Source organism: Janthinobacterium sp. GW823-FHT06H09 (genome assembly GCF_058794735.1).
This window is the reverse complement of sequence record NZ_JBXAHC010000008.1, coordinates 94,035-117,310: the sequence shown is the minus strand read 5'-3', so window position 1 is coordinate 117,310 and position 23,276 is coordinate 94,035. Positions and strand designations below refer to the sequence as shown.

Here is a 23,276-nt window from a genome sequence, read left to right as displayed (position 1 = left end):
TTTGTGCGCCAGCGCACCGACCACCAGAACCTGCAATCGTATTCTCTAGTCCAACAGCAGTGCATTTATCACAAGAATGCGCACCTGGAAGTGTGGTCTATATCTAGCAATAGCACGTGTAGCAAGATGTGTCTTTGATGCCGTAGAGAAAATCTCTTATCAACGTTGGGAGTTACTTGTGAATAATCTAAAAAAAATCGCCGTTGCCGCCGCAGTCCTGTGCTCCGCCCTCGGCGCACAGGCCCAGGAAATCAATCCCTCCTGGTATATTCAACCTAGCATCAACGCACTCAAGCCAGATTCCGACTTCGCCACGGATAAAACCGGTTATGGCGCAGGCTTGCGTTTCGGTAAGCCTGTTTCCCAGGACTGGGATATCCAGCTGGGCACCACGTATGCCCGTTCCAAGGATGGCGGTCAGCGCTACCAGCAAAATACGCTGGGCGTCGACGGCTTGTACATGTTCTCGCGCAAAGCCTTCCGTCCTTTCCTGCTGGTCGGTGCCGGCATGCAGCGCGACAAGGACACCAGCTTCGCCTTCGGTGAACGCACGAAGAGCTCGCCATACGCGAGCGTGGGCCTGGGTTTCCAGTCCAGCATCACCGAGCAGCTGTCCCTGCAGGCTGACGTGCGCAATGTGCACGGTTTCCTGCGCGGCAATACGTTCGACCCGAGCAGCAAGTCCAACAACTACTACGTCACCGTGGGCTTGAACTACGCGTTCGACAAACCGCCTGCACCGCCGCCACCACCGCCACCGCCGCCGCCAGTACGTGAAGAAGTCGTCGTGGTCGTGCCGCCACCACCACCGCCACCGCCGCCACGCTTTGAAAAAGTGACGATGTCGGCAACGGAACTGTTCGCGTTCGACAGCGCCAAGCTGGGCCCGACACAAACCAAGCTCGACGAAATCGCACGCGTGCTGAACGCAGCGCCGGACGTCAACAACGTCGTCATCAGTGGTTATGCCGACCGCATCGGTTCGCCCAAGTACAACCTGAAACTGTCGCAGCAGCGTGCTGACGCAGTCAAGGAATACCTGGTCGCCCACGGTGTTGCCGCCAACCGCCTGACGGCTGAAGGCAAGGGTTCGACCAATCCGGTCGTGGAGTGCAACAACAAGAAACGTGCCGACCTGATCAAGTGCCTGGAACCTAACCGCCGCGTTGAAGTGGAACAAATCACCATCGAACGCCGCGTGCAGTAAGCTCGACAGTGGTACGCCACTTGTGAATTAAAAAAAAGGGGCTCGCGCCCCTTTTTTGCATTGAAAGCCATCATGAATTTCTTTACCCGCTATCCCAGACTGGCCGGTCTCGCGCCGTTAAGCAAGCAGATGCGCAGCGTCGTCTACTGCTCCGTCACCGAATGGCTGGAACACCGCGCCTCGAGCAAGGGCGCCGCCCTCGCCTATTACACCCTGTTTTCCATCGCCCCCATCCTCGTACTGGTGATCGCCATCGCCGGCTTTTTCTATGGTCCGGCCGCCGCGCGCGGCGAGCTGATGGGGCAACTGCAGGGCTTGCTGGGCACGCAGGGCGCCGAAGCCATCCAGCTCGTGCTGGCCGGCGCGAAAAACCATGAACAGGGCCGCATCGCCACCCTCATCGCCAGCGCCCTGCTGCTGTTTGGCGCCACCAGCGTATTTGCCGAACTGAAAGCCAGCCTTGATGAAATCTGGCAAGTGCCACCCTTGAAGGAAGCGGGCGCCTGGGACATGGTGCGCACGCGCTTGCTGTCGTTTGGCCTGGTACTGGTGCTGGCCTTCCTGCTGATGGTGTCGCTGGTGGTCAACGCCGCCATGGCCATCCTCGCCAACTTTTGGGAAGGCGTGTGGAAAGACACTGCCGTGCTGTTTACCATCCTGTCGAACCTGATCGGCTTTGCCGTCATCGCCAGCCTGTTTGCCGTCATCTATAAAATGCTGCCGCGCGTGCGCCTGTCCTGGCGCGACGTGCTGATCGGCGCCATCGGCACGGCCTTCATGTTTTCACTAGGGAAATATGCGATTGGCGTGTATATCGGCAATAGCGGCGTGGCCAGCAGCTATGGCGCCGCCGGTTCGCTGGTCGCCCTGCTGCTGTGGGTGTATTACTCGGCGCAAATCTTCTTCCTGGGCGCCGAATTTACGCGCCAGTTCGCCTTGCAGCTGGGCAGCATGAAGGATATGCCGAAGACGGAAGACGGCGACGTGCAAGTGAAGATACTGAAACGCCACCAGTCGTAAGGTGTCGCTCCGGATGCAGCAACGGCGCCCGCGGGCGCCGTTGTTCTTGGCCTTGCCGCAAGCTATTCGCCCAGCAGTTCCGCCACCACTTCCATGCCTTGCACGCGCTCGGCGACGACCTTCACCATGACGATGATGGGCACGCCCAGCAGCAATCCCCAGACACCCCACAGCCAGCCCCAGAACAGCAGGCTGACGAACACGGCAGTAGGATTCATGCGCGCGATACGCCCCGTCATCCAGGTGGTGACAAAGGTGCCCACCAGGGTGGCGATGGCCATCGACGTGCCCGTCACCAGCAAGACCATTTCCAGCGATTCGAACTGCAGGAAGGCGACCAGGCCCGTGGCGATGGTGATGAGCAAGGGGCCGAAATACGGCATTATGTGCAGCAAGCCGGCCACGATGGCCCAGGCGCCCGCGTTTTCCAGCCCGATCACGCGCAGGGCGATCCACATCAGGACGGCCAGCAAGACATTTGTGACGAGCAGCATGAACATATAGTTCTGGATTGAAGTGTTGATGTCTTCCAGGATGTGCACGGTGACCTTCTTGCGGCTCAGCGACGGTCCCGTCAGCTTGACGAGCTTGCGCTTGAAGGTGTCGCCCGACAGCAGCAGGAAGAATACGAGGAAGATGACCATGGTGGCCTGGCTGAGGAAGCCCACCAGGCCCAGCGAACCGGCCCAGACCCAGTCCATGATCTTGAAGTTGGGCGCCTCGGCCGCGGCGGCGCGGCGGTTGTTGCGGCGCGCTTCGGCGCCGGCGGCCACTTGCTCGATTTCATTGGCCACGGCCTGCATCTTCTGGAAGGTGCTGTTCTTGCCGCCCGTATTGGCGGCGATCAGCCGCGACAGTTTATGCGTGGCGGCCGGCAACTCTTCAACGATGGATTCGAATTCGCCCTGCACGCGCTCGACCACGACGATGGAGCCGAACAGGATCAGGGCCGTGACGGCCGTGGCGCCGATGGCGCGCGGCAGGCGCAGCTTTTCCAGCCAGGCGACAACGGGATTGAGGGTGTAGGCAATGAAAATGCCGAAGATGACGGGAATGAGGAATTTCTGTGCCCACTGCAGCGCATAAATAAAGCTGACGGTGGCGATGATGCCCAAGGCCATGCCACGCGCATTGACATGCAGCGGCAAGCGCAAGGTTGAGTCTGGCTGCTCCACGGGCGCGCCGGGAGGTGGCCCGGCAGGCTCGGTGGAGGCAGCCGCCACCGGATCGGGCGGGGTATCTGAAGGCTGGGTATGCATGCGATTCCCGCGACGGTCGGTGGAAGGCCACAGGGCCAGCCGTGAGGCTGGCCGCTGCGGCAGGTCAGGCCATTACTTGACGCGGATGTCGTTTTTCACCGACTTCACGCCCTTGACGCCACGGGCAACTTCACCCGCTTTGGCGGCATCGGCTGGCTGGGCAACGAAGCCGCTCAGCTGAACCACGCCCTTGAAGGTTTCAACGTTGATTTCCGTCGATTTCAGGGTAGGCTCATTGAAGATGCTGGCTTTCACTTTGGTGGTGATCGCGGCGTCGTCGAGGTATTCGCCCGTGCCTTCCTTGGTTGGGGTCGAAGCGCAGCCTGCAACGGCGAACAGGGAAGCGACGAAAAGGCCAGTAGCGATAGATTTAGTGAATTTCATGGTTTTTTCCTTAGGAGTGGTCAATCAATGTGCTCACAATGAGCTTCTTATACCAGTGTGGTGACTGCGCGCCGGAGGGAGCTCAGTAGCCAAACTGGGTTTTTGCAGCCTTGATACAGTCATCCTTGGCTGCGCCGGCCAATGCATCGCATTTTTCTGTCGCGACCTTGTACTCGGCTTTTCTTTTTGCTTCACGCGCATCGCTGCGCGCTTCGATGACTTTCTTGTCCGCCTTGGCGTCGGCCAGGGCCGCCACCTTGGTGGACTTGGCCAGCTTGACGCAGACATCCTTGTCGTTGCCCGTCAGCGCATTGCAGCGGGCCAGATCGACATCGTAATTGGCATCGGCAATCTTGACGCGCGCCTTGGTGTAGGCACGCAGCGTATTCGTGTATTGCGCCTGGGCCACGGCTTCATCGTAGGTGCGCACGGCCTTCGCTTCGGCGATGCAGACATCCTTGGGGTTGCCCGTGATTTTTTCGCACTCGGCATGCGCCAGTTTGTAATTCAGGCCAGCCTGTTCATTGGCCGCCTTGTACGTTGCTTTTGCTTCCGGCGTGGCCGCCACTGCCTGGCCGCCCCATGCGGCGCATGCCAGGCTGACGACGATGGCGGTGAAAAGCTTATTCTTGTTCATGTTGTATTTCTCCCTGGTGGTAGCAAGCATGTCTGCTTGGCATGACTACCGTTTTACGTGGATAGTCGCCGCTCTTCTGTACGCTGCCGTACACAAGTAATTTATTTTGAAAGTGGAAGGGCAATATGGAGAAATAACAACGTTTTTGCCGGATCGCTCCAGCCCGCACTACCCTTTTCGACTGCAAATAAGTACGTGCGGCAGCGTACAGACCGGGGACAGGGGCATGACTAAGATGGCTCTACACCCTCACCTCGTCAGGAGAATAAAATGAAAACCAACGCCACCTTGGCTGCACTGATGCTCGCCGCCACCGCCGTACTGAGCGGTTGTGCCACCGGCCCTACCCAGTCGCAACAATATTACCCGGCCAACCAGCCTGAGTCCGCCATGTACGGCACCGTCGACTCCATCCAGATCGTGCAGGGTGGCGGTCAAACCAGCGGCGCGGGCGCCGTGGTCGGCGGCATCGCCGGCGCCCTGCTGGGCAATACAATCGGTTCGGGCAGCGGACGCACGGCCGCCACCGTGGCGGGCGCCGTCGCTGGCGGCGTCGTGGGCAACCAGGTCGAAGGCCGCAGGCAGCAGGCGCAGGCCTACCAGATCAGCGTGCGTCTCGACAACGGCGAGTACCGTACCGTAGTGCAGGACAACGCGAATGATTTGCGCCCGGGCAACCGCGTGCGCGTCGTCGACGGCCGCGTCTACCGCTATTAATTCTCGGCGGAGCTTGTCAGCAGGCATCCGCCATCTTGCATGAGTCGTACCATAACAAGGAGTTGCCATGGGCACCATCATTCTGATCATCTTGATCCTGGCCCTGGTCGGCGTCCTGCCTACCTGGCCGCATAGCCGCAACTGGGGTTACGGCCCCAGCGGCATCGCCGGCCTGGTCGTAGTGATACTGATCCTGCTATTACTGACGGGCAGGTTGTAAAAAAAGGCGCTACGGCGCCTTTTTTATTTCAAGGAGGAAATATCATGACTATCCACAATACACTCTTGGCCACCCTGCTCGCCTGCAGCCTGGCGCCGATGGCACTGGCGCAGACGGCCTCGCCGCAGCCGGGCGACCCGCAACGCTGGTACCAGGAAGACAGCACGGCGCAAGCCCAGCTTCGCACTTTGCGCAAGGAAATCGCCGCCGCCCTGGCCGAGGCCAAAAAAGCGTGCCGCTTGGAACCGTCCGCCACGCGCGCCAGCTGCCTGAAGGACGCGCAAGATACTTACCGGCAAGACATGGCGAACGCGGAAAAACTGCGTGCAGCGGCGCATCCGCAGTGATGCGCCGTGCTGTTGCGACGCTGAACAACATTGCAACACCTGACAAAACCGTCGCGAGCGGAAGGGAGAGGTGGCTAAGAAGCGCAACCGTACGGAAGGTATGGTGACCTATACCGACGCGCAGCAGGTTTTGACAGGCGTCACTAAGCCGCATCGCGCTCATAGGGCGGGAGTTCGTGCACCACGAGCGGCGTGTCTTCCGTGACGAAGGCCAGCCAGCCGGCCGCCTTGATCGCGCGCAAGCCATCCTGGTAGCCCTGCTCCCAGCGCCACTCGATGGAGCCCTTGGAGAAATTGATATCCTTGGCCGCCATGTGCCAGTCGCGCCCCGCATACGGCAGGCGCACGATGTGCATGGTGCTGTCGCAGCCCAGCGCTACGAGCTCTTCCGTCTGCTGGCGGTTGTGCTTTGTGTCGGGCAGGCCGGCGTACAGCTCGCGCAATTTGCGCTGCAAGGTGTGCGTATTGACATAGTCGGCGATATGGCGTTTCGAGCGCGAGGCGAAGGTGACGTCCTTCTGCCGCGTCTGCACCTCATCGAGGGTGGTCGGTTCCGGCCCTTCCGAGCTCCACAGGTCGACCATGAAGACCAGGGTATCGACGTGGGGCGTGTCGTCGAGCACGGTTTCCAGCGGCGTGTTCGAGTACAGGCCGCCATCCCAATATAAATCGCCATCGACGCGCACGCCGGCAAAGCCGGGCGGCAAGGCGCCGCTGGCGCGGATATGGTCCGCCGTCAGCGGCTGCTGCTGGCTGTCGAAACTGGTGAGGCTGCCGCACTTGACGCGCAGGGCGTTGACCGTCAGGCGCATGCCGCCGGGCTGGTTCAGGTAATCGAAATCGACCAGTTCCTCGAGGGTGCTGGCCAGCTCACTGGTGTCATAGAAGCTGGCCTCTTCCGGCTTGACGGCGATTCCTGCGGAGAACAGGCTGAAAATGCGCGGCTTGAAGAAGCCGGGCACGCCGCGCAGCACGGTATCGAGCGTGGCCAGCCAGATGTTCGAGCGGCGCTGCTGGTCCGAAACGAGGTTCATGTCGACGCTGTCGCGGTGCGCCACGCGCTGCCAGAACTGTTTCAGACGCACGAGCCTGTCCTCGTGCTTGTTGCCGGCCAAAATGGCGGCATTGATGGCGCCGATCGAGGTGCCCACCACCCAGTCGGGCGCCAGGCCATGTTCGTGCAGCGCATGGTAGACGCCGGCCTGGTAGGCGCCCAGTGCGCCGCCGCCCTGCAGCACCAGCACGATGCGCAGGCGCGAGGGATTTAACTGATTGATCGGTGTCTTTGAATTCGTCATCAAGATGGCCCCTCTGTGCGCCGCGCAAAATGCGGCGTGAATCATTGTAAGGGATTGCGCCTGCCCGTGCCGGACGTTGGGTACGGGCAAAAAAAACGCCGTCAATGACGGCGTTCCTGTGCAACACGGCTGGCGTTCAGCGCTTGCGGCGCAGCCAGCTGGCGGCCACGGCGGCCACGGCCACGAGGACCAGGGCCGGCTTGACCAGCTTCTTGCGCCCAATAAACGATAGCGCCGTCAGCACGTAGGGCATGGCGCCCTGCAAACGCATGCCGCCCGGCGCCAGCAAGGACTCGACGCGGTGGCCGGCAAAGCCGACCGCCGTTTCGACCACGCCCTGCAGCAGCGATTCGGGACGCAGGGCATAGCCCACGTTGGCGCGCGCATGCACGATGCCCACGCGATACATTTCGCCTTGGGCGATCAGCAGGCGCTTGCGGGCGGCTTGCGCCGCCAGTTTGTCGGTTTCCGACATGAATTCTCCTCGTGAGCCCGCTTACATCAGCATGTCGCGGTCGGCCTTCAATTCCGCCATGGTGGCAGGCATGGACAGCTTTCCTTGACGCAGCATGGCGCGCGCATACATGACCAGCGCGATGGCCAGCAGTACGAATACGACCGTCATGATCGCCAGGATCTTCCAGCCCAGGCTATCCCAGGCCAGGAAAACGATCAGTACGCTGCCGTAAGCGATGGCAAACAAGCCCGCCACTGTCGCCAGGGCGAAAATGACCACGAGCTGCAGCATGTGATTGCGCACTTCCGACAGTTCGATGGTGGCCAGTTCCAGCCGCGACAACATCAGTCCGACGGCGTTCTTGGCCAGGCCGGCGACCGAGCCGATCAATCCCGGCCCCTGGTGAGACGAAGCAGACTTGTCCATATCGCTCCTGACAATGGATTACTTGCGGCCCAGGATGAAGCCGACCAGTACGCCGACGCCAGCGGCGACGGCTACCGTGCGCCATGGGTTTTCCTTGACATAACCGTCCGCCTGGGAGGCGAGCTGTTTGGTAGCAACGATGGCCGACGCTTGCGCTTCGTGCGCCTTGGCCAGGGCAGCGTCCAGGGTTTTCATGCCCTTGATTCGCACTTCATCGGCTTTTTCACCGGTCAGGGCGGCAGCGGCGCTGAACAGGGCTTGCGCATCCTTGACCAGGGTTTTGACATCGTTATTGACGGTGGTGATATTGTTTTCCAACATGGTTTAGCTCCTTAGCTGTGGATGAATGTAGTTACTATACCTACTTTACTCAAAAACACTATTCCATTAGATCGCGCATGTCATCGGCGTGCTCTTCTTCGACAGCCATGATTTTGATCAACAAATGGCGTGTGGTCGGGTCCTTGTCGCCAATTTTGACGATCATCTGGCGATACGACTCGATCGCTACCCGTTCCGCGATCAGATTGGCACGCACCATGCTTTGCACGTCTTCGGAGTCATCATACTCGGCATGGCTGCGCGCAAGCAATGTTGCAGGATTAAAATCTGGCTTGCCATTGAGTTGCACGATGCGTTCGGCCAGCCAGTCGGCGTGTTCCTGCTCCTGTTGCGCATGCTCAAGGAACTCGGCCTTGATGGTGCCATTGTCGCGCCCGCTCACGGTGTAGTAATGGCGTTTATAGCGCGCAATACACACCAGTTCGGTGGCCAGCGCCCCATTCAACAGGGTGATCAACTCCTGGCGGTCGCCCTGGTAGCCGGCCGTCACGGCGCCGTCATCGAGGTTTTTGGCGGCGGCGCGGATGGCGGCCGTATCGATGCCAGCTGGAATCTCAACAGATGTTTGGGTCATGATGCTTCCTTTCAAGTATTACATGGGTATCCACCGGCCAAATAGCGGCCGGTGCTGCCTACGAACAAATCAAACGCCAGGCAAAAACCGTAGTTTGGCCTGGTGTTTTAACGGCGGGCGGGAATGGCCGTGTTGTCCTCGGACAAGACGATTTCCACACGGCGATTCAGCTGGCGGTTTGCCGCCGTATCGTTGCCGGCGGCCGGATAGGCGGCGCCATAGCCTTTCGTGGCGATGCGGTCACGGCTGATGCCTTGCTCCAGCAGCGCATTGCGCACGGATTCGGCGCGGCGTTGCGACAATTCCAGGTTGTGCGCGGAGCCGCCCGTGCTATCGGTAAAGCCTTCGATCAGCACGGTGCGCTGCGGGTTGTTTTTCAGCACCTCGGCCAGCTTGCGCGCCGTATTCACGCCATCGGCCGTCAGGTTCGCCTTGTCCGTGCCAAACAGCACGTCGCCCAGGGTAATGACCATGCCGCGTTCGGTTTTCTTGGCGGCCAGGTCGGCCAGCTGTGCTTCGAGTCCGGCGGCGCGCGCTTGCGCATCGCGGGCCGATGCTTCGGCAGCCTGAGCCTGGGCCTTGGCCGCTTCCGCATCCGCTTGCGCCGTCTGGGCGCGGGCCGTGGCCTGGTCAGCCTGCTGCGTGCGCGCATCGAGGCGCAACTGGTCGCGCTGCTTGCCCGCGTTGGCGATATCGGCTTCGGCCGCTTTCTGCTTGGCGACTTCTTGCGCCGTGGCTATCTTTTGCTTGGCCAGGTAGGCCAGCTTGTCGACTTTTTCGCTATCTTCCTGGCGCGTGGCGGCGGCGTTTGCCGCTTCCAGCGCAGCGCTCGCTTCGCGGAATTCGCGTGGCGCATAGGTCGATACCATCGGGTTCGATTGCGCCGCCATGTAGTCGCCGCGGGTCTGGTCGAGCAGGCTGGTGGTGGTCGGTGCGGAGCTGCAGGCGGCAACGAGGGCGGCCATGGCCAGCAGGCCGGGAATGGTGGTGTAAGTAGCTTTTTTCATGATGGAATCCTGTTCTTATTCTTGGTTATTGTTTCGGGGCTTGCTGATTGGCACGGTCGAGTTCTTCGCGCATGACGCGGATGTTCTCGTTGATTTCGTCGGCGGCGCTGGTGGCCTTGGCCGAGTTGGCCTTGCTTTGCGCCAGCTTGGCATCGGCTTGCGCCTGGTCAGCCAGGTCGCGCGCCGTTTTGTAGTCACGGTCTTTCAGGGCCTGGTTAGCCATGCGCATTTTTTCGCGGGCCGAGCGCATTTCATCGGGTGCCAGGTCGGCGGCGCCGGCGCTGGCGGCGTTATCGACGGCGGCGCGCGACACGGCGACATCGGCCGTGGCTGGCGTTTTCAGGCTGGAGCAGCCCGTCATCAGGACAACGGCCGTGGCGCAGGCGGCCAGGGCGGCCAGTGGGGAAATCTTGAAATCTCGGTTTGTCATTTTTTTTCTCCTGGAGAATGTGTAAGCGTTAGGGTTCATACGTCGGTGCATCTGGAATCAGGAACGGCGTTTGATGTAGACGTTATAGGCTCCGGCTCCCCGCATATCCGTTCGGTGCCGCACATAGAGTAAGAAATCGACAATACTTGCATCGGCAACGTGCGCCAGCGCACGTGCCGGACCGTAAAAGCGAGAAACGGGCCCGGCTGAGGAGCGATTCCTGTAGCATCGTGAATACTTGTCCAGAAAGAATCGTCTACCATGCAACTGTCCCGCCGTCAGAAAATCTCCCTCGCCAGCGCCGCCGTGCTCATCGCCCTGCCCGTCACCGCCTCCATCGTCCTGATGAATATGGACTGGAACCGCGCCAAGCCCTGGCTCAATGCGCGCGCCAGCGAAGCGCTGGGGAGACCGTTTGCCATCGAAGGCGACCTGACGCTGACGTGGCAGCAGCCCACGACGGGAGGCAAACAAGGCTGGCGCGACTATTTGCCATGGCCGCACCTGCAGGCAAAGGATGTGCGCCTGGGCAACCCAAGCACCATGTCCGGGACGGACGACGGGGCGCAGCTGGCCACCGTCAGCCAGCTGGCGTTCTCGCTCAATCCCCTGGCCCTGCTGGACAAGAAAATCATCATTCCGCAATTGCGCTTCGACACGCCGCAGGTGCGCTTGCTGCGCAACAAGGACGGCAAGAACAACTGGACCTTCGACAAACAGGAGCAGCCATCGCCGTGGCAGCTGGAATTGCAAGGCGTGGTCTTCAGCAAGGGCACCGTGTATCTGGACGATGCTGTCACGAAAACGGCGATGCGCGCCGATGTCGACACCATCGCGAACGATGCGCGCTACGGCATCGCCTGGACGCTGTCGGGAAAATACCATGGCGAAAGCGTCAAGGGCGGCGGCAAGGCCGGCGGCGTGCTGTCGCTGCAGCAGCAAGGCACGCCCTTCCCCATCCAGGCCGACATGCGCGCAGGCGGCAGCAGCATGGCCATCGAAGGCACCCTGACGCGTCCGGCCAAGCTGGCCGCGCTCGACGTGCGCCTGAAGCTATCGGGACCCAGCATGGCGAGCCTGTATCCATTGACGGGCGTGCTGCTGCCGGAAACGCCGCACTTCAGCACGGAAGGCCATTTGACGGGTACCCTGGCGCCGCGCGGCGGTGAATGGGTGTACGACAAGTTCACCGGCAAGGTGGGTTCCAGCGACATCAGTGGCAAGCTGGCCTTTTCCGCCAGCACGCCGCGCAAGCGCCTGACGGGAGAAGTCCACTCGCGCCTGCTGCAATTTTCCGACCTGGGCCCGCTGGTCGGCGCCGATTCCAGCGCCAGCAAGAAGGAACGCGGCGTGGCATCGACGCAGCCGGCCGGCCGCGTGCTGCCGGTGGAAACGTTCAAGACGGAGCGCTGGACCAGCCTGGACGCCGATGTGCGCTACACGGCCGACAAGATCACGCGCGATGCCGAGCTGCCAATCAGCAAGCTCGACACGCATGTGGTGCTGACGGATGGCGTGCTGTCATTGACGCCGCTCAACTTCAACGTGGCGGGCGGCACCTTGACGTCGCAAATCAAGCTCGACGGCAGCGGCAAGGTCATCGCCAACGGCATCGCGGCCGAACTCAAGGCCAGCGCCCGCCATCTGCACATCCAGCAACTGTTTCCCCGCCTGCCCGCCCTGCAAGCCAGCGTGGGCGAAATCAATGGCGACGCTTCGCTGTCGGCCACGGGCAATTCCGTCGCCACCCTGCTGGGCAGCTCGAACGGCGAAGTGCGCGCGCTGATCAACCGGGGCAGCATCAGCAAGCTGCTGCTGGAAGAAATGGGCTTGAATATCGGCAGTGTCGTGCTGGCCAAACTGTCTGGCGACAAGCAGGTCAAGCTGAACTGCATGGCCGCCGATTTCGCCGTCACCAAAGGATTGATGCAGACGCGCCAGTTTATCGTCGACACGGATGATGCCGTCCTGCATATCGATGGCACGGTGAACCTGGCCGATGAACGGCTGGACCTGACCCTGCGGCCGGACAGCAAGGGCTTGCGCGTCTTTTCGCTGCGCTCGCCCCTGTACGTGCATGGCACTTTCAGCAAGCCCGACGTGAGCGTCGACAAGGGCGTGCTGGCCTTGCGCGCCGGCGGCGCACTGGCGCTGGCCGTGGTGGCGCCCGTGGCGGCGCTGCTGCCGCTGGTCAATACCGGCCCCGTCGAAGATAGCGAGTGCGCGGCCCTGCTGGCCCAGGCGCGCGTGAAACCGGTGGCGCCCAAGCCGGGGAAAGCCGTACGCAAGGTGCGCTGAGCGCGGCGTGGGCGCCTTTACAATTGTTACACCCCTATGTGCGTTGCCGAACAGACCCTGCCTTGCCGCAATCCTATGCTGTGATCGTGCCTGAAACACACGGCGTCACGAAGTCATCCGGCCCATACCATGCCGGCGCCACGAGGTCTGAATTCATAGGAGAACTATCATGCAAATCATTAAAAAAATCGCCGCTACCACTTCCGTTGCCGCCCTGCTGCTGAGCCTGACGGCTTGCGCCAACATGTCCGGCCAAGATAAAAACACCGCCATCGGCGCTGGCGTCGGCGCCGTTGCCGGTTCCGTGCTGACCGGCGGCAGCGCTGTCGGCGCAGTCGGCGGCGCCGCTGTCGGTGGCGTGATCGGTAACCAGGTCAAGCCGAAGTAATTATTGCTCAAGAAAGCGGGGTGGGTGCGCAGGCGCCCGCCCCGCTTTTTTGCGTCTGCGGCACAAGGATAAAAGCAAGCGGGATGAAGGCAAGCCTGATGCAAGGCAAGCGAGGAAAGTCAGACGAAGACGTTGGCCATGCCGATGGTGCCGCTGTCCTTGACCAGCTCGTAACAGCGGCAGGAGACAGCTTCCAGGCCGGCGGAATCAAGGATTTCGATATTGCCGCGGCTGTAAGTAATCAGTTTTTGCTGTTGCAGCGCGCTCGCTGCCTTGGTCACGCCGACCCGCCGCACACCCAGGGTATGGGCGAGGAATTCATGCGTGAGGTGAAATTTTTCGGATTGCAGGCGGTCGCGCGTGATCAGCAGCGAACGGGCCAGGCGCGCCTCGAGCACGTGGAAGCGGCTGCACACGGCAATCTGGATGGCTTGCGCCAGCAGGGTGTCCGTGTAGCGGTACAGCAAGCGCTGCAGGGACTCGAGCTGGGCGAACTCGGCGCAGAAATCGGCCCGCGCGATGCGGCTGGCCATGCCGGAACGTTGCACCACGGCACGCACTTGCGCCAGGTCATGACCGAGCGCGACGGACGCGCCCAGCACGCCTTCGCGGCCGACCGAGCCCACTTCCAGGGTCATGCGGCCTTCCGCCACGGCCAACAGGGAGATCAGGCAGTCGCGGGGGAAATAAATGTGGCCGATAGGCTGGCCCGGTTCGTACAGCACCTCGCCTACCTCGACCGTGACCGTATCGAACAGCGCCGTCAGGTGCCGCAAATCGTGCTCGGGCAGGCTGGCCAGCAAGCGGTTGCCGGCGTCAGGCGCGCCCACGGACGACCCCAGGCCGGATCGGCCTGCATCGCGGGGCAGGGTCATGCTGGCGTTCGTTAGTGGCATTGCTTTTCCTTGGTGTCGTTACAACTCGACATAATTTTTACTTAGCCTACGGTGCAGTACCGCCCATGTATGTACGGTGACGCACGGAAGCGAAGCAAGCGGCACAGCACACTGGCAATACACGCGAATCGCACGGATAACACGCACTACCCATTTCATTATTTTAAAAAACAGGAGCTTTCCATGACTACCACCAAATCCCTCCATCCGCTGGTACTTGCCGCCGCTGTCGCCGTCCTGCTGTTTTGCGGCGTGGGCACGGCGGCCCTGATGGGCTGGCTGCCTTCGTCCCAGAGCGACAGCCGGCCACTGGCAGCCGGCACTTCGGCCGAACAGATGGCCAACCTGCAGGCGAACCAGCCGCCAGCGAACCTGCAGCCTGCCGGTGCGCAGCCGCTGGCCGCCCTGCCGCCTCAGCAGCAACAGCAGCAACAGCAGCAGCCAGTGCGCCAGCCGCAGCCCCAGCAGCAACCACAACAGCAATACGCGGCTGCCCCGGCACCGCAAGTGTGCAGCAACTGCGGCGTGATCGAAGCCATCCATGAAGTCAATACGCGCGCCGAAGGCAGCGGCGTGGGCGCGGCCGGCGGCGCCGTCGTCGGCGGCTTGCTGGGCAACCAGGTAGGCGGCGGCCACGGCAAGCAGCTGGCCACCGTGCTGGGCGCCGTAGGCGGCGCCGTGGCCGGCAATCAGATCGAAGGCAGCGTGCGCGCCACGCGCAGCTACAACATCGTCGTGCGCCTCGATAACGGCAAGACGCGCACCGTGCACCAGAGCGCCGCGCCGAACTGGCGCCAGGGCGACCGCGTGCGCGTCGTCAACGGCGGCTTGCGCGCCATGGGCTAAGCGAAGCGCGGCGGCGCCGCTGCCGCGATAAGTTGCAAATTCAACACACGCCCGGCCTGTCCGGGCGTTTTCTTTTTGACAATGTTCGTTGGCGTACAGATGAGTACGCCGTCCCGCGAGATGATGCGTTCAAGAAAGTTCAACGAATATCTTCAAGGAGGTGCGATGGAAAACGACAAGACAAACAGTCACCGGATCTGGCTCGGCTTTATCGGTGGCGGCATATTGGCCACGGCGCTGGGCTTTTGCGCGCTGGATTTGGCGCCCGTGCAAACAAGCGCGCCCGTGTTTGGCGTCATGCTGCTGTTGACCGGCGGCATGGTCAGCTGCCTGGCCGGCGCCGTCGGCATGGCCGGCATGCTGGCCTGGATACCGGGCATGGCCGATGAACACGCCGACCGCTCCCGCTAGTTGAGCCTTGTGTACGACAGCGTACAGAACACAATGAAAACAAAGTAGACACTTAGTCATGGCATAAGCGTTCAGCGACCCGGTCGCTGCGCAATGACAAAAACTGATGACGGCGCAAGGCCAAGGCAGCCGCCGTCATCCACACATTACTCTCGGAGGACACATCATGCTGTATACAATCGCCGTCGTACTCATTATTCTTTGGCTGCTGGGCCTGGTAACTTCCTATACCATTGGCGGCTTCATCCACATCCTCCTGGTGGTGGCAGTCATCATGATCCTGTTGCGTCTGATCAGCGGGCGCGGTTTATAGAGGCCACTCCATTGGCCAGACAGGGGCGGCGCGCGTGCAAACGGGCGCCGCCCTTTTTCCGCCTTTTGCGTACAGCGTGCGCGCACTGGCACACTGCGGCATTTTGCAGTAACGTGTGCAGGTAATTCCTGGGTATGTCCCAATAACAAAACAAGGAGAAAATCCATGAAAGAAGCATTCAAAAAAGGCCCTGGCGCCACATCCCTGATCGGTATGCTGGTGATCGCACTGGCCGCCACCGGCTGCGCGGATATGTCCTCGACGCAACGTGGCACGGCCACGGGCGCCGGCATCGGCGCGGGCCTGGGCGCCTTGATCGGCGGCACCACCGGTGGCGGCAGCAGCGGCCGCACGGCCGGCGGCGCGCTGATCGGTGCCGCAGCTGGCGCCGTGGTCGGCAATATCTGGTCGAACCGCATGGAAAACCAGAAGCGCGCGATGGAGCAAGCGACACAGGGCACCGGCGTGCAAGTGTCGCAAACGGCCGATAACCGCCTGAAAATGGAAATCCCCAGCGACATTTCCTTCGACACCAACCGCGCCGACATCAAGGGCAACTTCCGCCCCATCCTCGACCGCTTTGCCGCCACCCTGAACGAAAACCCGAACACCACGGTCAGCATCATCGGCCATACGGACAGCACGGGCAGCGATTCCATCAACGAACCGCTGTCGGTGGAACGCGCGGCCCACACGCGCGACTACCTGGCCATGCGCGGCGTCTCGCCGACGCGCGTCGTCACGGAAGGCCGCGGCGCCCGCGAGCCGATCGCCTCGAATGCGGATGCGGCCGGACGCGCACGCAATCGCCGCGTGGAGATCTACGTAGCCGAGCTTGCTCCGCGCTAAGCTGACACGCATCAATAAAAAACCCGCTGGCAAGTGACCTTGCCAGCGGGTTTTTTCTATGTGAAACGGATTATTTCGACGTCGTTGCCTTGGCGCCGCTGTCGCCCTCTTTCGCCACCTTGGCAAAGTCGCCCGCCGTCACGATCGAGACGGCCGATGGCTTCAGGTACTCGCGCAAGCCCTGGTTCACTTGCGCCAGCGTCAAGGCGGCCACTTTCGCTTCCAGGTCCTTGTCGTAAGCCATGGTACGGTCTTGCGCCAGGTAGCTGGCGAGGCCGCTGGCCAGAGCGCTGTCCTGCGTGCGGCTTACTTCTTCCGATTGCAGCCAGCCCTTTTTCGCCTCGGCCAGTTCCGCTTCCGAGAACCCGTCGGCCAGCGCCTTGGCGATTTCCTCGCGCAGGGCCGCTTCCACCTTGACCGTGTTTTGCGGCGCGCTGATGGCATACGCCATCCAGTAGCCGGCCGGTTCGCGCGACGGCACGCTCACTTGCGAACCGACGCCGTACGACAGGCCTTCCTTCTGGCGGATGCGGTCGGCCAGGCGGCTGCGCAAGGCGCCGCCACCGAGCATGTGATTGGCGATCAGCAAGGCCGGATAGCTGGCGGCGTCATCCTTGAGCGGAATCGGCTGGATGGCGAACAGCACGCTGTTGGCCTTGTCCGGCGTTTCCAGCGTGACTTTCTCGCCGCTCACAGGCTTGACGGCATCGGGAATGCGCACATACGGCTGCTGCGTCTTCCAGCTGCCGTACAGGCTGGCCACTTGCGCCTTCAGCGCGGCCGGGTCGAAGTCGCCCACGGCGGCAAACGTGGCGTTCGACGCGCCATAATAGGCGCCATGGAAGGCTTTCACATCGGCAACCTTGATGGCTTTCCATTGCGCCAGCTCAAGCGGCAAGGTGGCCACGTGGCGCACATGGCCTTCCGGCGTGGCGTCGAGCAGGCGGCGGAAGGCGTTCACGGCCAGCGGCTGCGGCTCAGGCAATTCCTGCTCGGCGCGGCCGACGCGCTCGCGCTGCAATTCCAGGAATTCCGTTTCGTTCAAGGCCGGCTTTTGCAGCACTTGCGCCAGCAGGTCCATGGCGGCCGGCAAGTTCTCGCGCTTGCCCGTCAGCATGGCGGTCACGCCTTCGGCGCCGCCGGAGATGGCTACTTGCATGCCCAGCTGGTCGAACTTGTCCTTTACTTCCTGGCGCGACAGTTTATCCGTGCCGCGCGACAATAGACTGGCCGTGTAGCTGCCCACTTGCCCCTTGCCGCGCAGGCTCTCTTCGCTGCCTAGCTGCAGTTTCAACACGACGCTGACGGTATTGCCCTTGGTTTTCTTCGGCAGCAAGGCGCCCTTCAAGCCGTTCGGCAAGGTAAAGCGCGTGGTGCGCGCTTCGATATTGTCGGGACTGGGGTCGAACGCTTCGCCCTGCGCCACGACGGCGCGGCCCGTGTAGCCGGCCAGTTGCGGCGCCACGTCGGCATAGGCCGGCACAACGGTGCGGTCCGGCGCATCGGTGGGGATGAAGCGGCCCAGGGTGCGGTTCGAGCTCTTCAGGTATTTCTCGGCCGCCGCCTGCACCTGCGCCGTCGTCAGCTTGTCGAGCTGGTCGCGCTGCAGGAAGAACAGACGCCAGTCGCCGGCCGCCAGCGACTCCGTCAGGGCGATCGTCATGCGCGCCGTATTCGACGTGATCAGTTCGACCTGCTTGTTCAGCTGCTGTTTCACGCGCGCCACTTCCGCATCCGTGACCGGCTGCGACTTCAGTTCTTCCAGCACTTTCAGCATGGCCGCTTGCGCCGCGTCGAGGTTGCCATCGACGGGCACCAGGGCGCCGAACAGGTTGTAGCCCGGCTCCAGATTGCTCACCGAGTTGTATTCGATCTTGCTGGCCAGCTTGGTTTCCACCAGCGCCTTGTGCAGGCGGCCGGCGGGCGCGTCCGTCAGCACGTGACCGAGCACCTCGATGGCGACAGCGTCCGGGTTGCCGGACGGCGCCACGTGATAGCCGGCGCCGACGAACTGCGTGCCGCCGCTGCGGCGCACCGTCACGGCGCGCTCGCCATCCTGCACGGGTTCGGCCGTGTAGGTCGGTTCGATCACGCGCGTCGGTTTCGGGATCTTGCCGAACAGTTCATTGATCTGCTTCAACACCTTCGCTTCATCGAAGCGGCCCGCCACCATCAGCACGGCGTTATCCGGCTGATAATATTTATGGTAGAACGCGCGCAGGCGGGGAATGTTGACCTGTTCGATGTCGGAACGGGCGCCGATGGTCGACTTGCCGTAGTTGTGCCAGTCGTAGGCAACAGCCTGGATGCGTTCGCTGGTCACGCCGATCGGGTCGCTCTCGCCCATTTCGAACTCGTTGCGCACGACCGTCATTTCGCCCTTCTGCGTCTTCGGATTCCACAGATCGTTCTGGTCGATGGCCGCGTTGACCATGCGGTCCGCTTCCATGGCCAGCATCTGGCGCAGGTTGTCGTCGTTGGCGGGGAAGGTGGCGTAGTAATTGGTGCGGTCGTACCAGGTGGTGCCGTTGAAATCGGCTCCTGTCGAGTTCAGGATCTCGACGGGGGTTTTCGTGCCCTTCCTGACGCCGAAGTTGGCGCTGGGCTTGAACAGCAAGTGCTCGAGCAAGTGGGCCATGCCCGTTTCGCCGTAGTTTTCATGGCGCGAACCGACCAGGTAGACGATGTTGGTGGTCAGGGTCGGCTTGCTGGCGTCCGGGAACAGCAGCACGCGCAAGCCATTGGCCAGGCGGTATTCGGTGATGCCTTCGACGGACGTGACTTTGACGGCGGCGGCACGGTTCGATGCGGCCTTGCCGGTTTTCTGAATCGGCGCGGCTTCGACCGGGGTGGCGGCCAAGATAAACGACGGCGAGAGGATGCCGGCGGCAAGCAGGAGGGCGGTAATTGGTTTCAAATCGGAGTCCTGGTAGCACTACGTTATTAGACAAGCGCAAAAGCGGGCGCAATGGAATACGAATGCAAGAATTGCCATGGACCCGCGCTGCGTCTTCGCTGCCCAGGGAAATCATTGCTCTCGCAATTTACGTCATGCTTGTCAGTTACGCAAGTGCCTGTCATCGGGCTGTTATGTGCGCGTGTTATACTCCACGGTTCCGGAACTATCTGCCTGTATATGAGACGAGCTCTCGTCCTGCTCTGCCTTTTTGTCTTCATTGCCTTACCCCAGGCGTTCGCCAGCATGGCTGACGCCAGCCCTTCCCCATTCCGGCATGCAGTCACGGCCGGCACTACTGCCACGCCTGCCTTCGTCGCCGATTGCCTTGACCCCGGCGCCCATGCGGGCTTGCCCGGCGACAGCTGCGACGCCGACGAATGCGACAACGACCCCATCACGCTCTACCCGACCTCGCGCCAGGGGGCGCCGTTTTGCGCCATCATTTGGCAAGCGGGACCGGGGGCACTTGCCGAAGCGGACGCGCGGCAGGCTACCCGGCCGCCGCGCGTCCGCCGCCACATCACGCACTCGCAACACGATTCCCTGGGGCACTGGCCGCCAGGCAAGCTTGATACTTACTGACTTTACAAGGTTACACACATGGAATGGTTATTTGACCCGACAATCTGGGTCGGCCTGCTGACGCTGGTCGTACTGGAAATCGTACTGGGTATCGACAACCTGATTTTCATCGCCATCCTGGCCGAAAAGCTGCCGCCGCACCAGCGCGACAAGGCCAGGGTGCTGGGCCTGACCCTGGCCCTCGTCATGCGGCTGGGCCTGCTCTCGCTGATTTCCTGGCTGGTCACCCTGACGACGCCCTTGTTTTCCATATGGGCCTTCTCGTTTTCGGGGCGCGACCTGATCCTGCTCATCGGCGGCCTGTTCCTGCTGTTCAAGGCCACCAGCGAGCTGCACGAGCGCCTCGAAGGCGTCACGCATGCGCAGACGGGACCGAAAGTCTACGCCGGCTTCGGCCTCGTGGTGGCGCAGATCGTCGTGCTCGACGCCGTCTTTTCGCTCGACGCCGTCATCACGGCCGTCGGCATGGTGGAAAACCTGTACGTGATGATGGCGGCCGTCGTCATTTCCATCGTCGTCATGATGCTGGCCTCAAAGGTGCTGACGCGCTTCGTCAACGCCCATCCCACCGTCGTCGTGCTGTGCCTGAGCTTTTTGCTGATGATCGGCCTGTCCCTGGTGGCCGAAGGCCTGGGCTTCCACATTCCGAAAGGCTATCTGTACGCCGCCATCGGTTTCTCGATCGTCATCGAGTTCTTCAACCAGCTGGCGCGCCGCAACTTCCTCAAGCTGCAGTCGAATGCCCCGCTGCGCGACCGCACGGCACAAGCCGTGCTGAGCCTGCTGGGCGGGCGCAAAGGCCGCGAAGCCGTGGAAGAGCACGAAGTCAAGGAATTGCCCGACGTCTCCGCCTTCGGCGTGGAAGAGCGCAACATGGTCAGCGGCGTGCTGACCCTGGCCGAACGCTCGATCCGTTCCGTGATGACGCCGCGCGGCGATGTCTCCTGGGTCAACCTGAACGACAGCAGCGAGAAGATGCTGCAATTGCTGCGCGACACGCCGCACAGCATGATTCCTGTCTGCAATGATGACCTCGACAATGTGGTCGGCATCGCGCGCAGCAAGGACCTGATCGAGGACCTCGTCTCGCGCGGCAAGATCGACCCGGCCAGCATGCGCGAAGCCGTCGTCGTGCCGGAAGCGGCCGGCGTGCTGAAAGCCATGGAGACCCTGAAGCGCTCACGCGGCCAGCTGGTGCTGGTGGTAGACGAGTTCGGCACCGTGCAAGGCGTGCTCACGCCGATCGACATCCTGGAAGCCATCGCCGGCGAATTCCCCGACGAGGACGAGCAGCCGGACGTGGAAGTGCTCGGTCCCGGCCACTGGCGCATCGACGGCGCGACGGACCTGCATTACCTGGAGCAAGTATTCGAGACGGAAACCCTGGTCAGCGAAGACGGCGAGTACAACTCGCTGGCCGGCTTCCTGCTGGCGCATTTCGAAAACATGCCGGCCGTGGGCGAAGTGCTGGAACTCGACGATCTGCGCTATGAAATCCTCGAGGCCGACGAGCGCCGCATCGCCAGCGTGGACGTGCGCCGCATCGAGCCCGATCACAGTTTGTAACACAATGGCAAGCGTGCCCCGCTTGCCATGCCGTATGCTGGGGTCTGCCTTTTCCGGAGACGCCCACATGAAACATTCTTTGCTACGCCTGACCCTGCTCGCTTGCGCCGCCTTCGGCAGCCAGGCCCAGGCCGCCGCGCCATCGGCCACCATCAAGCCTGGCCTGTGGCAAGTCGACAGCAAGATGGCGTCGCCCGACGCCGCCACCGACAATGCCATGTCCATGGTGCTGCAGCAACTGGGCAACCTTCCTCCCGATCAACGCAAGCAGCTGGAAAGCATGGCGGCCAGCCGCGGCATGGCCATGCCCACCGTGGGCGCCGACGGCGCCGTGCGCGTGACGGCGTGCGTGACGCCCGACATGGCGGCGCGCAAGCAGATTCCCACGGGCCAGCCCGGCGATTGCACCTCGAAGAACAAGGACATCGCGGGCGGCATGCAGGTGTCGTTCACGTGCGCGAATCCGAAATCGAGCGGCGAAGGCAAGGTGCTGTTCTCGGGCGACCAGGCGTTCAGCATGCAGCTGGCCGTGACGACGAGCGCGCGCGGTACGCCGGAACAGGTGAATGTGACGAGCAACGGCAAGTGGCTGGGAGCAACGTGCCCTGCCCCGTCCGCCGCCGCTCAGAAACCGTGACGGAAGCCCATATTAAAAGCCGCGTCGCCGCGCCCGGCATCGCTGGCATTGCCCACCGTGTAGCGGGCGCCGTTCTTGTTGTGGATCTTCGCGTAGGACGCGTAGAAATCGCTGCGTTTTGACAGGGAATACGTGAGGCCGACGGCCACCTGATTGGCGTCGCGGTTGGCCAGGTCGCGGTCATCCTTGCGCACGTACGAGGCCAGCAGCTTGAAACCGCCCACGGGCACGGACACGCCCAGCAGAGTGTCGCGGCTGTCCGACGACGACATCGACAGGGCCAGCGAGCTGTAGGCATTGTTCGGGTCCCACGGCGAGCTGCCATAGCCCTTGTTCACGCCCACGGCGGCAAAGGCGGTGGCCACTTTCAGGTCGATGTTCGCCGCGATCAGGGTGTTGCGCGACGACATGTCGATGGCGGGCAAGGTGCCGGAGGCGAGGATGAAGTTGTTCTTGCGCTGGTGCGACACGCTGACATTCACGGCGCCGGACGAATAGCCGAGGGTGGCGCCATACGCGCGGTTGTTGGCGCTGCTGTAAGGCGACTCGCCGAAGCTGTAGATGGCGCTGGCCGTCACGCCGCGCAAGGCGGGCGTCACGTATTTGACGGTATTGTCGTAGCGTTTCACGCTGTAGCCGGCCAGGTTGCTGGCGCTGCCGGCCATGCCGCCCTTGAACGGGTCGGCCACATCGGTGAGCGCCAGGTATTGCAGGTTGTACTGGCGCCCCAGGGTCAGCGCGCCCAGGCGGCTGTCCAGGCCCACGTAGGCTTGCCGGCCGAACAGGCGGCCCTCGTCCGACTGGCCCGTGTCGTTCTGGACGCCCGCTTCCAGGGTAAACACGGCGGAAACGTCGTTGCCCAGCGCTTCGCGCCCCTGCACGCCCAGGCGCGAGCCGGAGGCGACGCCGCCGGACACCTTGGTGCCGGCGCAACCGGCGGCGCAGCCCCGCTCGGCCACGATGCCCGCGTCGAGCACGCCGTACACGGCAACGTTGGTGGATGCGGCACTGCCCGCGCCATCGGCAGCCTGGGCCGTCGCGCCCAGCGCGAAAGGCCCCATCCCTATCACAGCAAGCGCAAAATACGAGGTCTTCATGATAAATATCTCGGTGACGTGAAAAGTAAACTACCCGGTATTGATCAGGACATGCGCTGTGTGTCTGATCCAAGTGTTACCTTATCCTCGCTTTTTGTCCAGCCATCCG

General features: G+C 62.3%; 27 protein-coding genes. 14 read left to right on the top strand and 13 right to left on the bottom strand.

The window, feature by feature from the left end; translation table 11 throughout:
• Positions 1 to 178 precede the first annotated feature (178 nt).
• Both AC1Q6X_RS15420 and AC1Q6X_RS15415 read left to right on the top strand, forming a co-directional pair.
• Positions 179 to 1,207 carry an OmpA family protein gene (locus AC1Q6X_RS15420; RefSeq protein ID WP_492497735.1) on the top strand — a complete coding sequence of 343 codons (1,029 nt, stop codon included), beginning with the start codon at positions 179 to 181 and terminating at the stop codon, positions 1,205 to 1,207.
• A gap of 72 nt (positions 1,208 to 1,279) precedes the next feature.
• On the top strand, positions 1,280 to 2,227 hold the full coding sequence (locus AC1Q6X_RS15415; protein WP_070224922.1) for a YihY/virulence factor BrkB family protein: 948 nt from the start codon (positions 1,280 to 1,282) through the stop codon (positions 2,225 to 2,227).
• Between the two features lie 62 nt (positions 2,228 to 2,289).
• On the opposite strand, the gene AC1Q6X_RS15410 is transcribed toward AC1Q6X_RS15415, so the two are convergent.
• The 3 genes from AC1Q6X_RS15410 to AC1Q6X_RS15400 all read right to left on the bottom strand — a co-directional run bounded on the left by AC1Q6X_RS15410 (position 2,290) and on the right by AC1Q6X_RS15400 (position 4,507).
• A complete protein-coding gene (locus tag AC1Q6X_RS15410) occupies positions 2,290 to 3,486 on the bottom strand; it encodes an AI-2E family transporter (protein WP_409026850.1) in 1,197 nt (398 codons plus the stop codon).
• A gap of 72 nt (positions 3,487 to 3,558) precedes the next feature.
• Positions 3,559 to 3,870 (bottom strand): BON domain-containing protein, encoded by a 312-nt coding sequence (locus AC1Q6X_RS15405; protein WP_070224920.1) that lies wholly within the window; start codon positions 3,868 to 3,870, stop codon positions 3,559 to 3,561.
• Positions 3,871 to 3,952: 82 nt separating this feature from the next.
• A complete protein-coding gene (locus AC1Q6X_RS15400) occupies positions 3,953 to 4,507 on the bottom strand; it encodes a hypothetical protein (protein ID WP_230505896.1) in 555 nt (184 codons plus the stop codon).
• A gap of 270 nt (positions 4,508 to 4,777) precedes the next feature.
• On the opposite strand from AC1Q6X_RS15400, the gene AC1Q6X_RS15395 reads away from it, so the two are divergent.
• From AC1Q6X_RS15395 to AC1Q6X_RS15385, 3 genes are all read left to right on the top strand, one after another.
• Positions 4,778 to 5,224 carry an outer membrane lipoprotein gene (locus tag AC1Q6X_RS15395; RefSeq protein WP_070224919.1) on the top strand — a complete coding sequence of 149 codons (447 nt, stop codon included), beginning with the start codon at positions 4,778 to 4,780 and terminating at the stop codon, positions 5,222 to 5,224.
• A gap of 67 nt (positions 5,225 to 5,291) precedes the next feature.
• The gene (locus AC1Q6X_RS15390) at positions 5,292 to 5,444 is read left to right on the top strand and encodes a DUF3309 family protein (protein WP_010396415.1); all 153 of its coding nucleotides are present in this window, start codon (positions 5,292 to 5,294) and stop codon (positions 5,442 to 5,444) included.
• 44 nt (positions 5,445 to 5,488) lie between these two features.
• Positions 5,489 to 5,791: a hypothetical protein gene (locus tag AC1Q6X_RS15385; RefSeq protein WP_230505895.1), complete on the top strand. Its 303-nt coding sequence runs from the start codon at positions 5,489 to 5,491 to the stop codon at positions 5,789 to 5,791.
• 143 nt (positions 5,792 to 5,934) lie between these two features.
• Here the strand turns inward: AC1Q6X_RS15385 and AC1Q6X_RS15380 are convergent, their stop codons facing one another.
• The 7 genes from AC1Q6X_RS15380 to AC1Q6X_RS15350 form a co-directional block, all read right to left on the bottom strand.
• Positions 5,935 to 7,089 carry a patatin-like phospholipase family protein gene (locus AC1Q6X_RS15380; RefSeq protein ID WP_070224917.1) on the bottom strand — a complete coding sequence of 385 codons (1,155 nt, stop codon included), beginning with the start codon at positions 7,087 to 7,089 and terminating at the stop codon, positions 5,935 to 5,937.
• Between the two features lie 136 nt (positions 7,090 to 7,225).
• On the bottom strand, positions 7,226 to 7,564 hold the full coding sequence (locus AC1Q6X_RS15375; protein ID WP_070224916.1) for a hypothetical protein: 339 nt from the start codon (positions 7,562 to 7,564) through the stop codon (positions 7,226 to 7,228).
• Positions 7,565 to 7,585: 21 nt separating this feature from the next.
• Complete coding sequence (locus AC1Q6X_RS15370; RefSeq protein WP_070224915.1) at positions 7,586 to 7,972, bottom strand: phage holin family protein; 387 nt, start codon at positions 7,970 to 7,972, stop codon at positions 7,586 to 7,588.
• A gap of 18 nt (positions 7,973 to 7,990) precedes the next feature.
• A complete protein-coding gene (locus AC1Q6X_RS15365) occupies positions 7,991 to 8,293 on the bottom strand; it encodes an ElaB/YgaM/YqjD family protein (protein ID WP_070224914.1) in 303 nt (100 codons plus the stop codon).
• 58 nt (positions 8,294 to 8,351) lie between these two features.
• Positions 8,352 to 8,888 (bottom strand): ferritin-like domain-containing protein, encoded by a 537-nt coding sequence (locus tag AC1Q6X_RS15360; protein ID WP_070224913.1) that lies wholly within the window; start codon positions 8,886 to 8,888, stop codon positions 8,352 to 8,354.
• 107 nt (positions 8,889 to 8,995) lie between these two features.
• The gene (locus tag AC1Q6X_RS15355; RefSeq protein ID WP_070224912.1) at positions 8,996 to 9,895 is read right to left on the bottom strand and encodes an OmpA family protein; all 900 of its coding nucleotides are present in this window, start codon (positions 9,893 to 9,895) and stop codon (positions 8,996 to 8,998) included.
• 25 nt (positions 9,896 to 9,920) lie between these two features.
• Positions 9,921 to 10,325: a DUF4398 domain-containing protein gene (locus AC1Q6X_RS15350; RefSeq protein WP_070224911.1), complete on the bottom strand. Its 405-nt coding sequence runs from the start codon at positions 10,323 to 10,325 to the stop codon at positions 9,921 to 9,923.
• Between the two features lie 261 nt (positions 10,326 to 10,586).
• Between AC1Q6X_RS15350 and AC1Q6X_RS15345 the strand changes: the two genes are divergently transcribed.
• Together AC1Q6X_RS15345 and AC1Q6X_RS15340 are read left to right on the top strand one after the other, a co-directional pair.
• Positions 10,587 to 12,623: an AsmA family protein gene (locus AC1Q6X_RS15345; protein WP_070312969.1), complete on the top strand. Its 2,037-nt coding sequence runs from the start codon at positions 10,587 to 10,589 to the stop codon at positions 12,621 to 12,623.
• 169 nt (positions 12,624 to 12,792) lie between these two features.
• Positions 12,793 to 13,011 carry a YMGG-like glycine zipper-containing protein gene (locus tag AC1Q6X_RS15340; protein ID WP_034758955.1) on the top strand — a complete coding sequence of 73 codons (219 nt, stop codon included), beginning with the start codon at positions 12,793 to 12,795 and terminating at the stop codon, positions 13,009 to 13,011.
• A gap of 119 nt (positions 13,012 to 13,130) precedes the next feature.
• On the opposite strand, the gene AC1Q6X_RS15335 is transcribed toward AC1Q6X_RS15340, so the two are convergent.
• Complete coding sequence (locus tag AC1Q6X_RS15335) at positions 13,131 to 13,907, bottom strand: Crp/Fnr family transcriptional regulator (RefSeq protein ID WP_492497734.1); 777 nt, start codon at positions 13,905 to 13,907, stop codon at positions 13,131 to 13,133.
• 183 nt (positions 13,908 to 14,090) lie between these two features.
• On the opposite strand from AC1Q6X_RS15335, the gene AC1Q6X_RS15330 reads away from it, so the two are divergent.
• From AC1Q6X_RS15330 to AC1Q6X_RS15315, 4 genes are all read left to right on the top strand, one after another.
• Positions 14,091 to 14,753 carry an outer membrane lipoprotein gene (locus AC1Q6X_RS15330; RefSeq protein WP_492497733.1) on the top strand — a complete coding sequence of 221 codons (663 nt, stop codon included), beginning with the start codon at positions 14,091 to 14,093 and terminating at the stop codon, positions 14,751 to 14,753.
• Positions 14,754 to 14,918: 165 nt separating this feature from the next.
• Positions 14,919 to 15,164, top strand: coding sequence for a hypothetical protein (locus tag AC1Q6X_RS15325; RefSeq protein ID WP_070224908.1), 246 nt, complete (start codon positions 14,919 to 14,921; stop codon positions 15,162 to 15,164).
• 166 nt (positions 15,165 to 15,330) lie between these two features.
• The gene (locus tag AC1Q6X_RS15320) at positions 15,331 to 15,477 is read left to right on the top strand and encodes a lmo0937 family membrane protein (RefSeq protein ID WP_121670992.1); all 147 of its coding nucleotides are present in this window, start codon (positions 15,331 to 15,333) and stop codon (positions 15,475 to 15,477) included.
• A 213-nt stretch (positions 15,478 to 15,690) separates the two neighbouring features.
• On the top strand, positions 15,691 to 16,326 hold the full coding sequence (locus AC1Q6X_RS15315; RefSeq protein ID WP_409028766.1) for a YiaD family glycine zipper/OmpA-like lipoprotein: 636 nt from the start codon (positions 15,691 to 15,693) through the stop codon (positions 16,324 to 16,326).
• A gap of 70 nt (positions 16,327 to 16,396) precedes the next feature.
• Here AC1Q6X_RS15315 and AC1Q6X_RS15310 read toward each other — a convergent pair whose 3' ends face one another.
• The gene (locus AC1Q6X_RS15310; protein WP_121668905.1) at positions 16,397 to 19,243 is read right to left on the bottom strand and encodes a M16 family metallopeptidase; all 2,847 of its coding nucleotides are present in this window, start codon (positions 19,241 to 19,243) and stop codon (positions 16,397 to 16,399) included.
• Positions 19,244 to 19,528: 285 nt separating this feature from the next.
• On the opposite strand from AC1Q6X_RS15310, the gene AC1Q6X_RS15305 reads away from it, so the two are divergent.
• The 3 genes from AC1Q6X_RS15305 to AC1Q6X_RS15295 all read left to right on the top strand — a co-directional run bounded on the left by AC1Q6X_RS15305 (position 19,529) and on the right by AC1Q6X_RS15295 (position 22,070).
• The gene (locus AC1Q6X_RS15305; RefSeq protein WP_492497732.1) at positions 19,529 to 19,867 is read left to right on the top strand and encodes a hypothetical protein; all 339 of its coding nucleotides are present in this window, start codon (positions 19,529 to 19,531) and stop codon (positions 19,865 to 19,867) included.
• Positions 19,868 to 19,885: 18 nt separating this feature from the next.
• Positions 19,886 to 21,433, top strand: coding sequence for a TerC family protein (locus AC1Q6X_RS15300; RefSeq protein WP_070312973.1), 1,548 nt, complete (start codon positions 19,886 to 19,888; stop codon positions 21,431 to 21,433).
• A gap of 67 nt (positions 21,434 to 21,500) precedes the next feature.
• Positions 21,501 to 22,070 (top strand): DUF3617 domain-containing protein, encoded by a 570-nt coding sequence (locus tag AC1Q6X_RS15295; protein WP_492497731.1) that lies wholly within the window; start codon positions 21,501 to 21,503, stop codon positions 22,068 to 22,070.
• On the opposite strand, the gene AC1Q6X_RS15290 is transcribed toward AC1Q6X_RS15295, so the two are convergent.
• Positions 22,058 to 23,167, bottom strand: coding sequence for a porin (locus AC1Q6X_RS15290; protein ID WP_070291350.1), 1,110 nt, complete (start codon positions 23,165 to 23,167; stop codon positions 22,058 to 22,060). The two genes, AC1Q6X_RS15295 and AC1Q6X_RS15290, sit on opposite strands and share 13 nt — an antisense overlap.
• Positions 23,168 to 23,276: the final 109 nt, after the last annotated feature.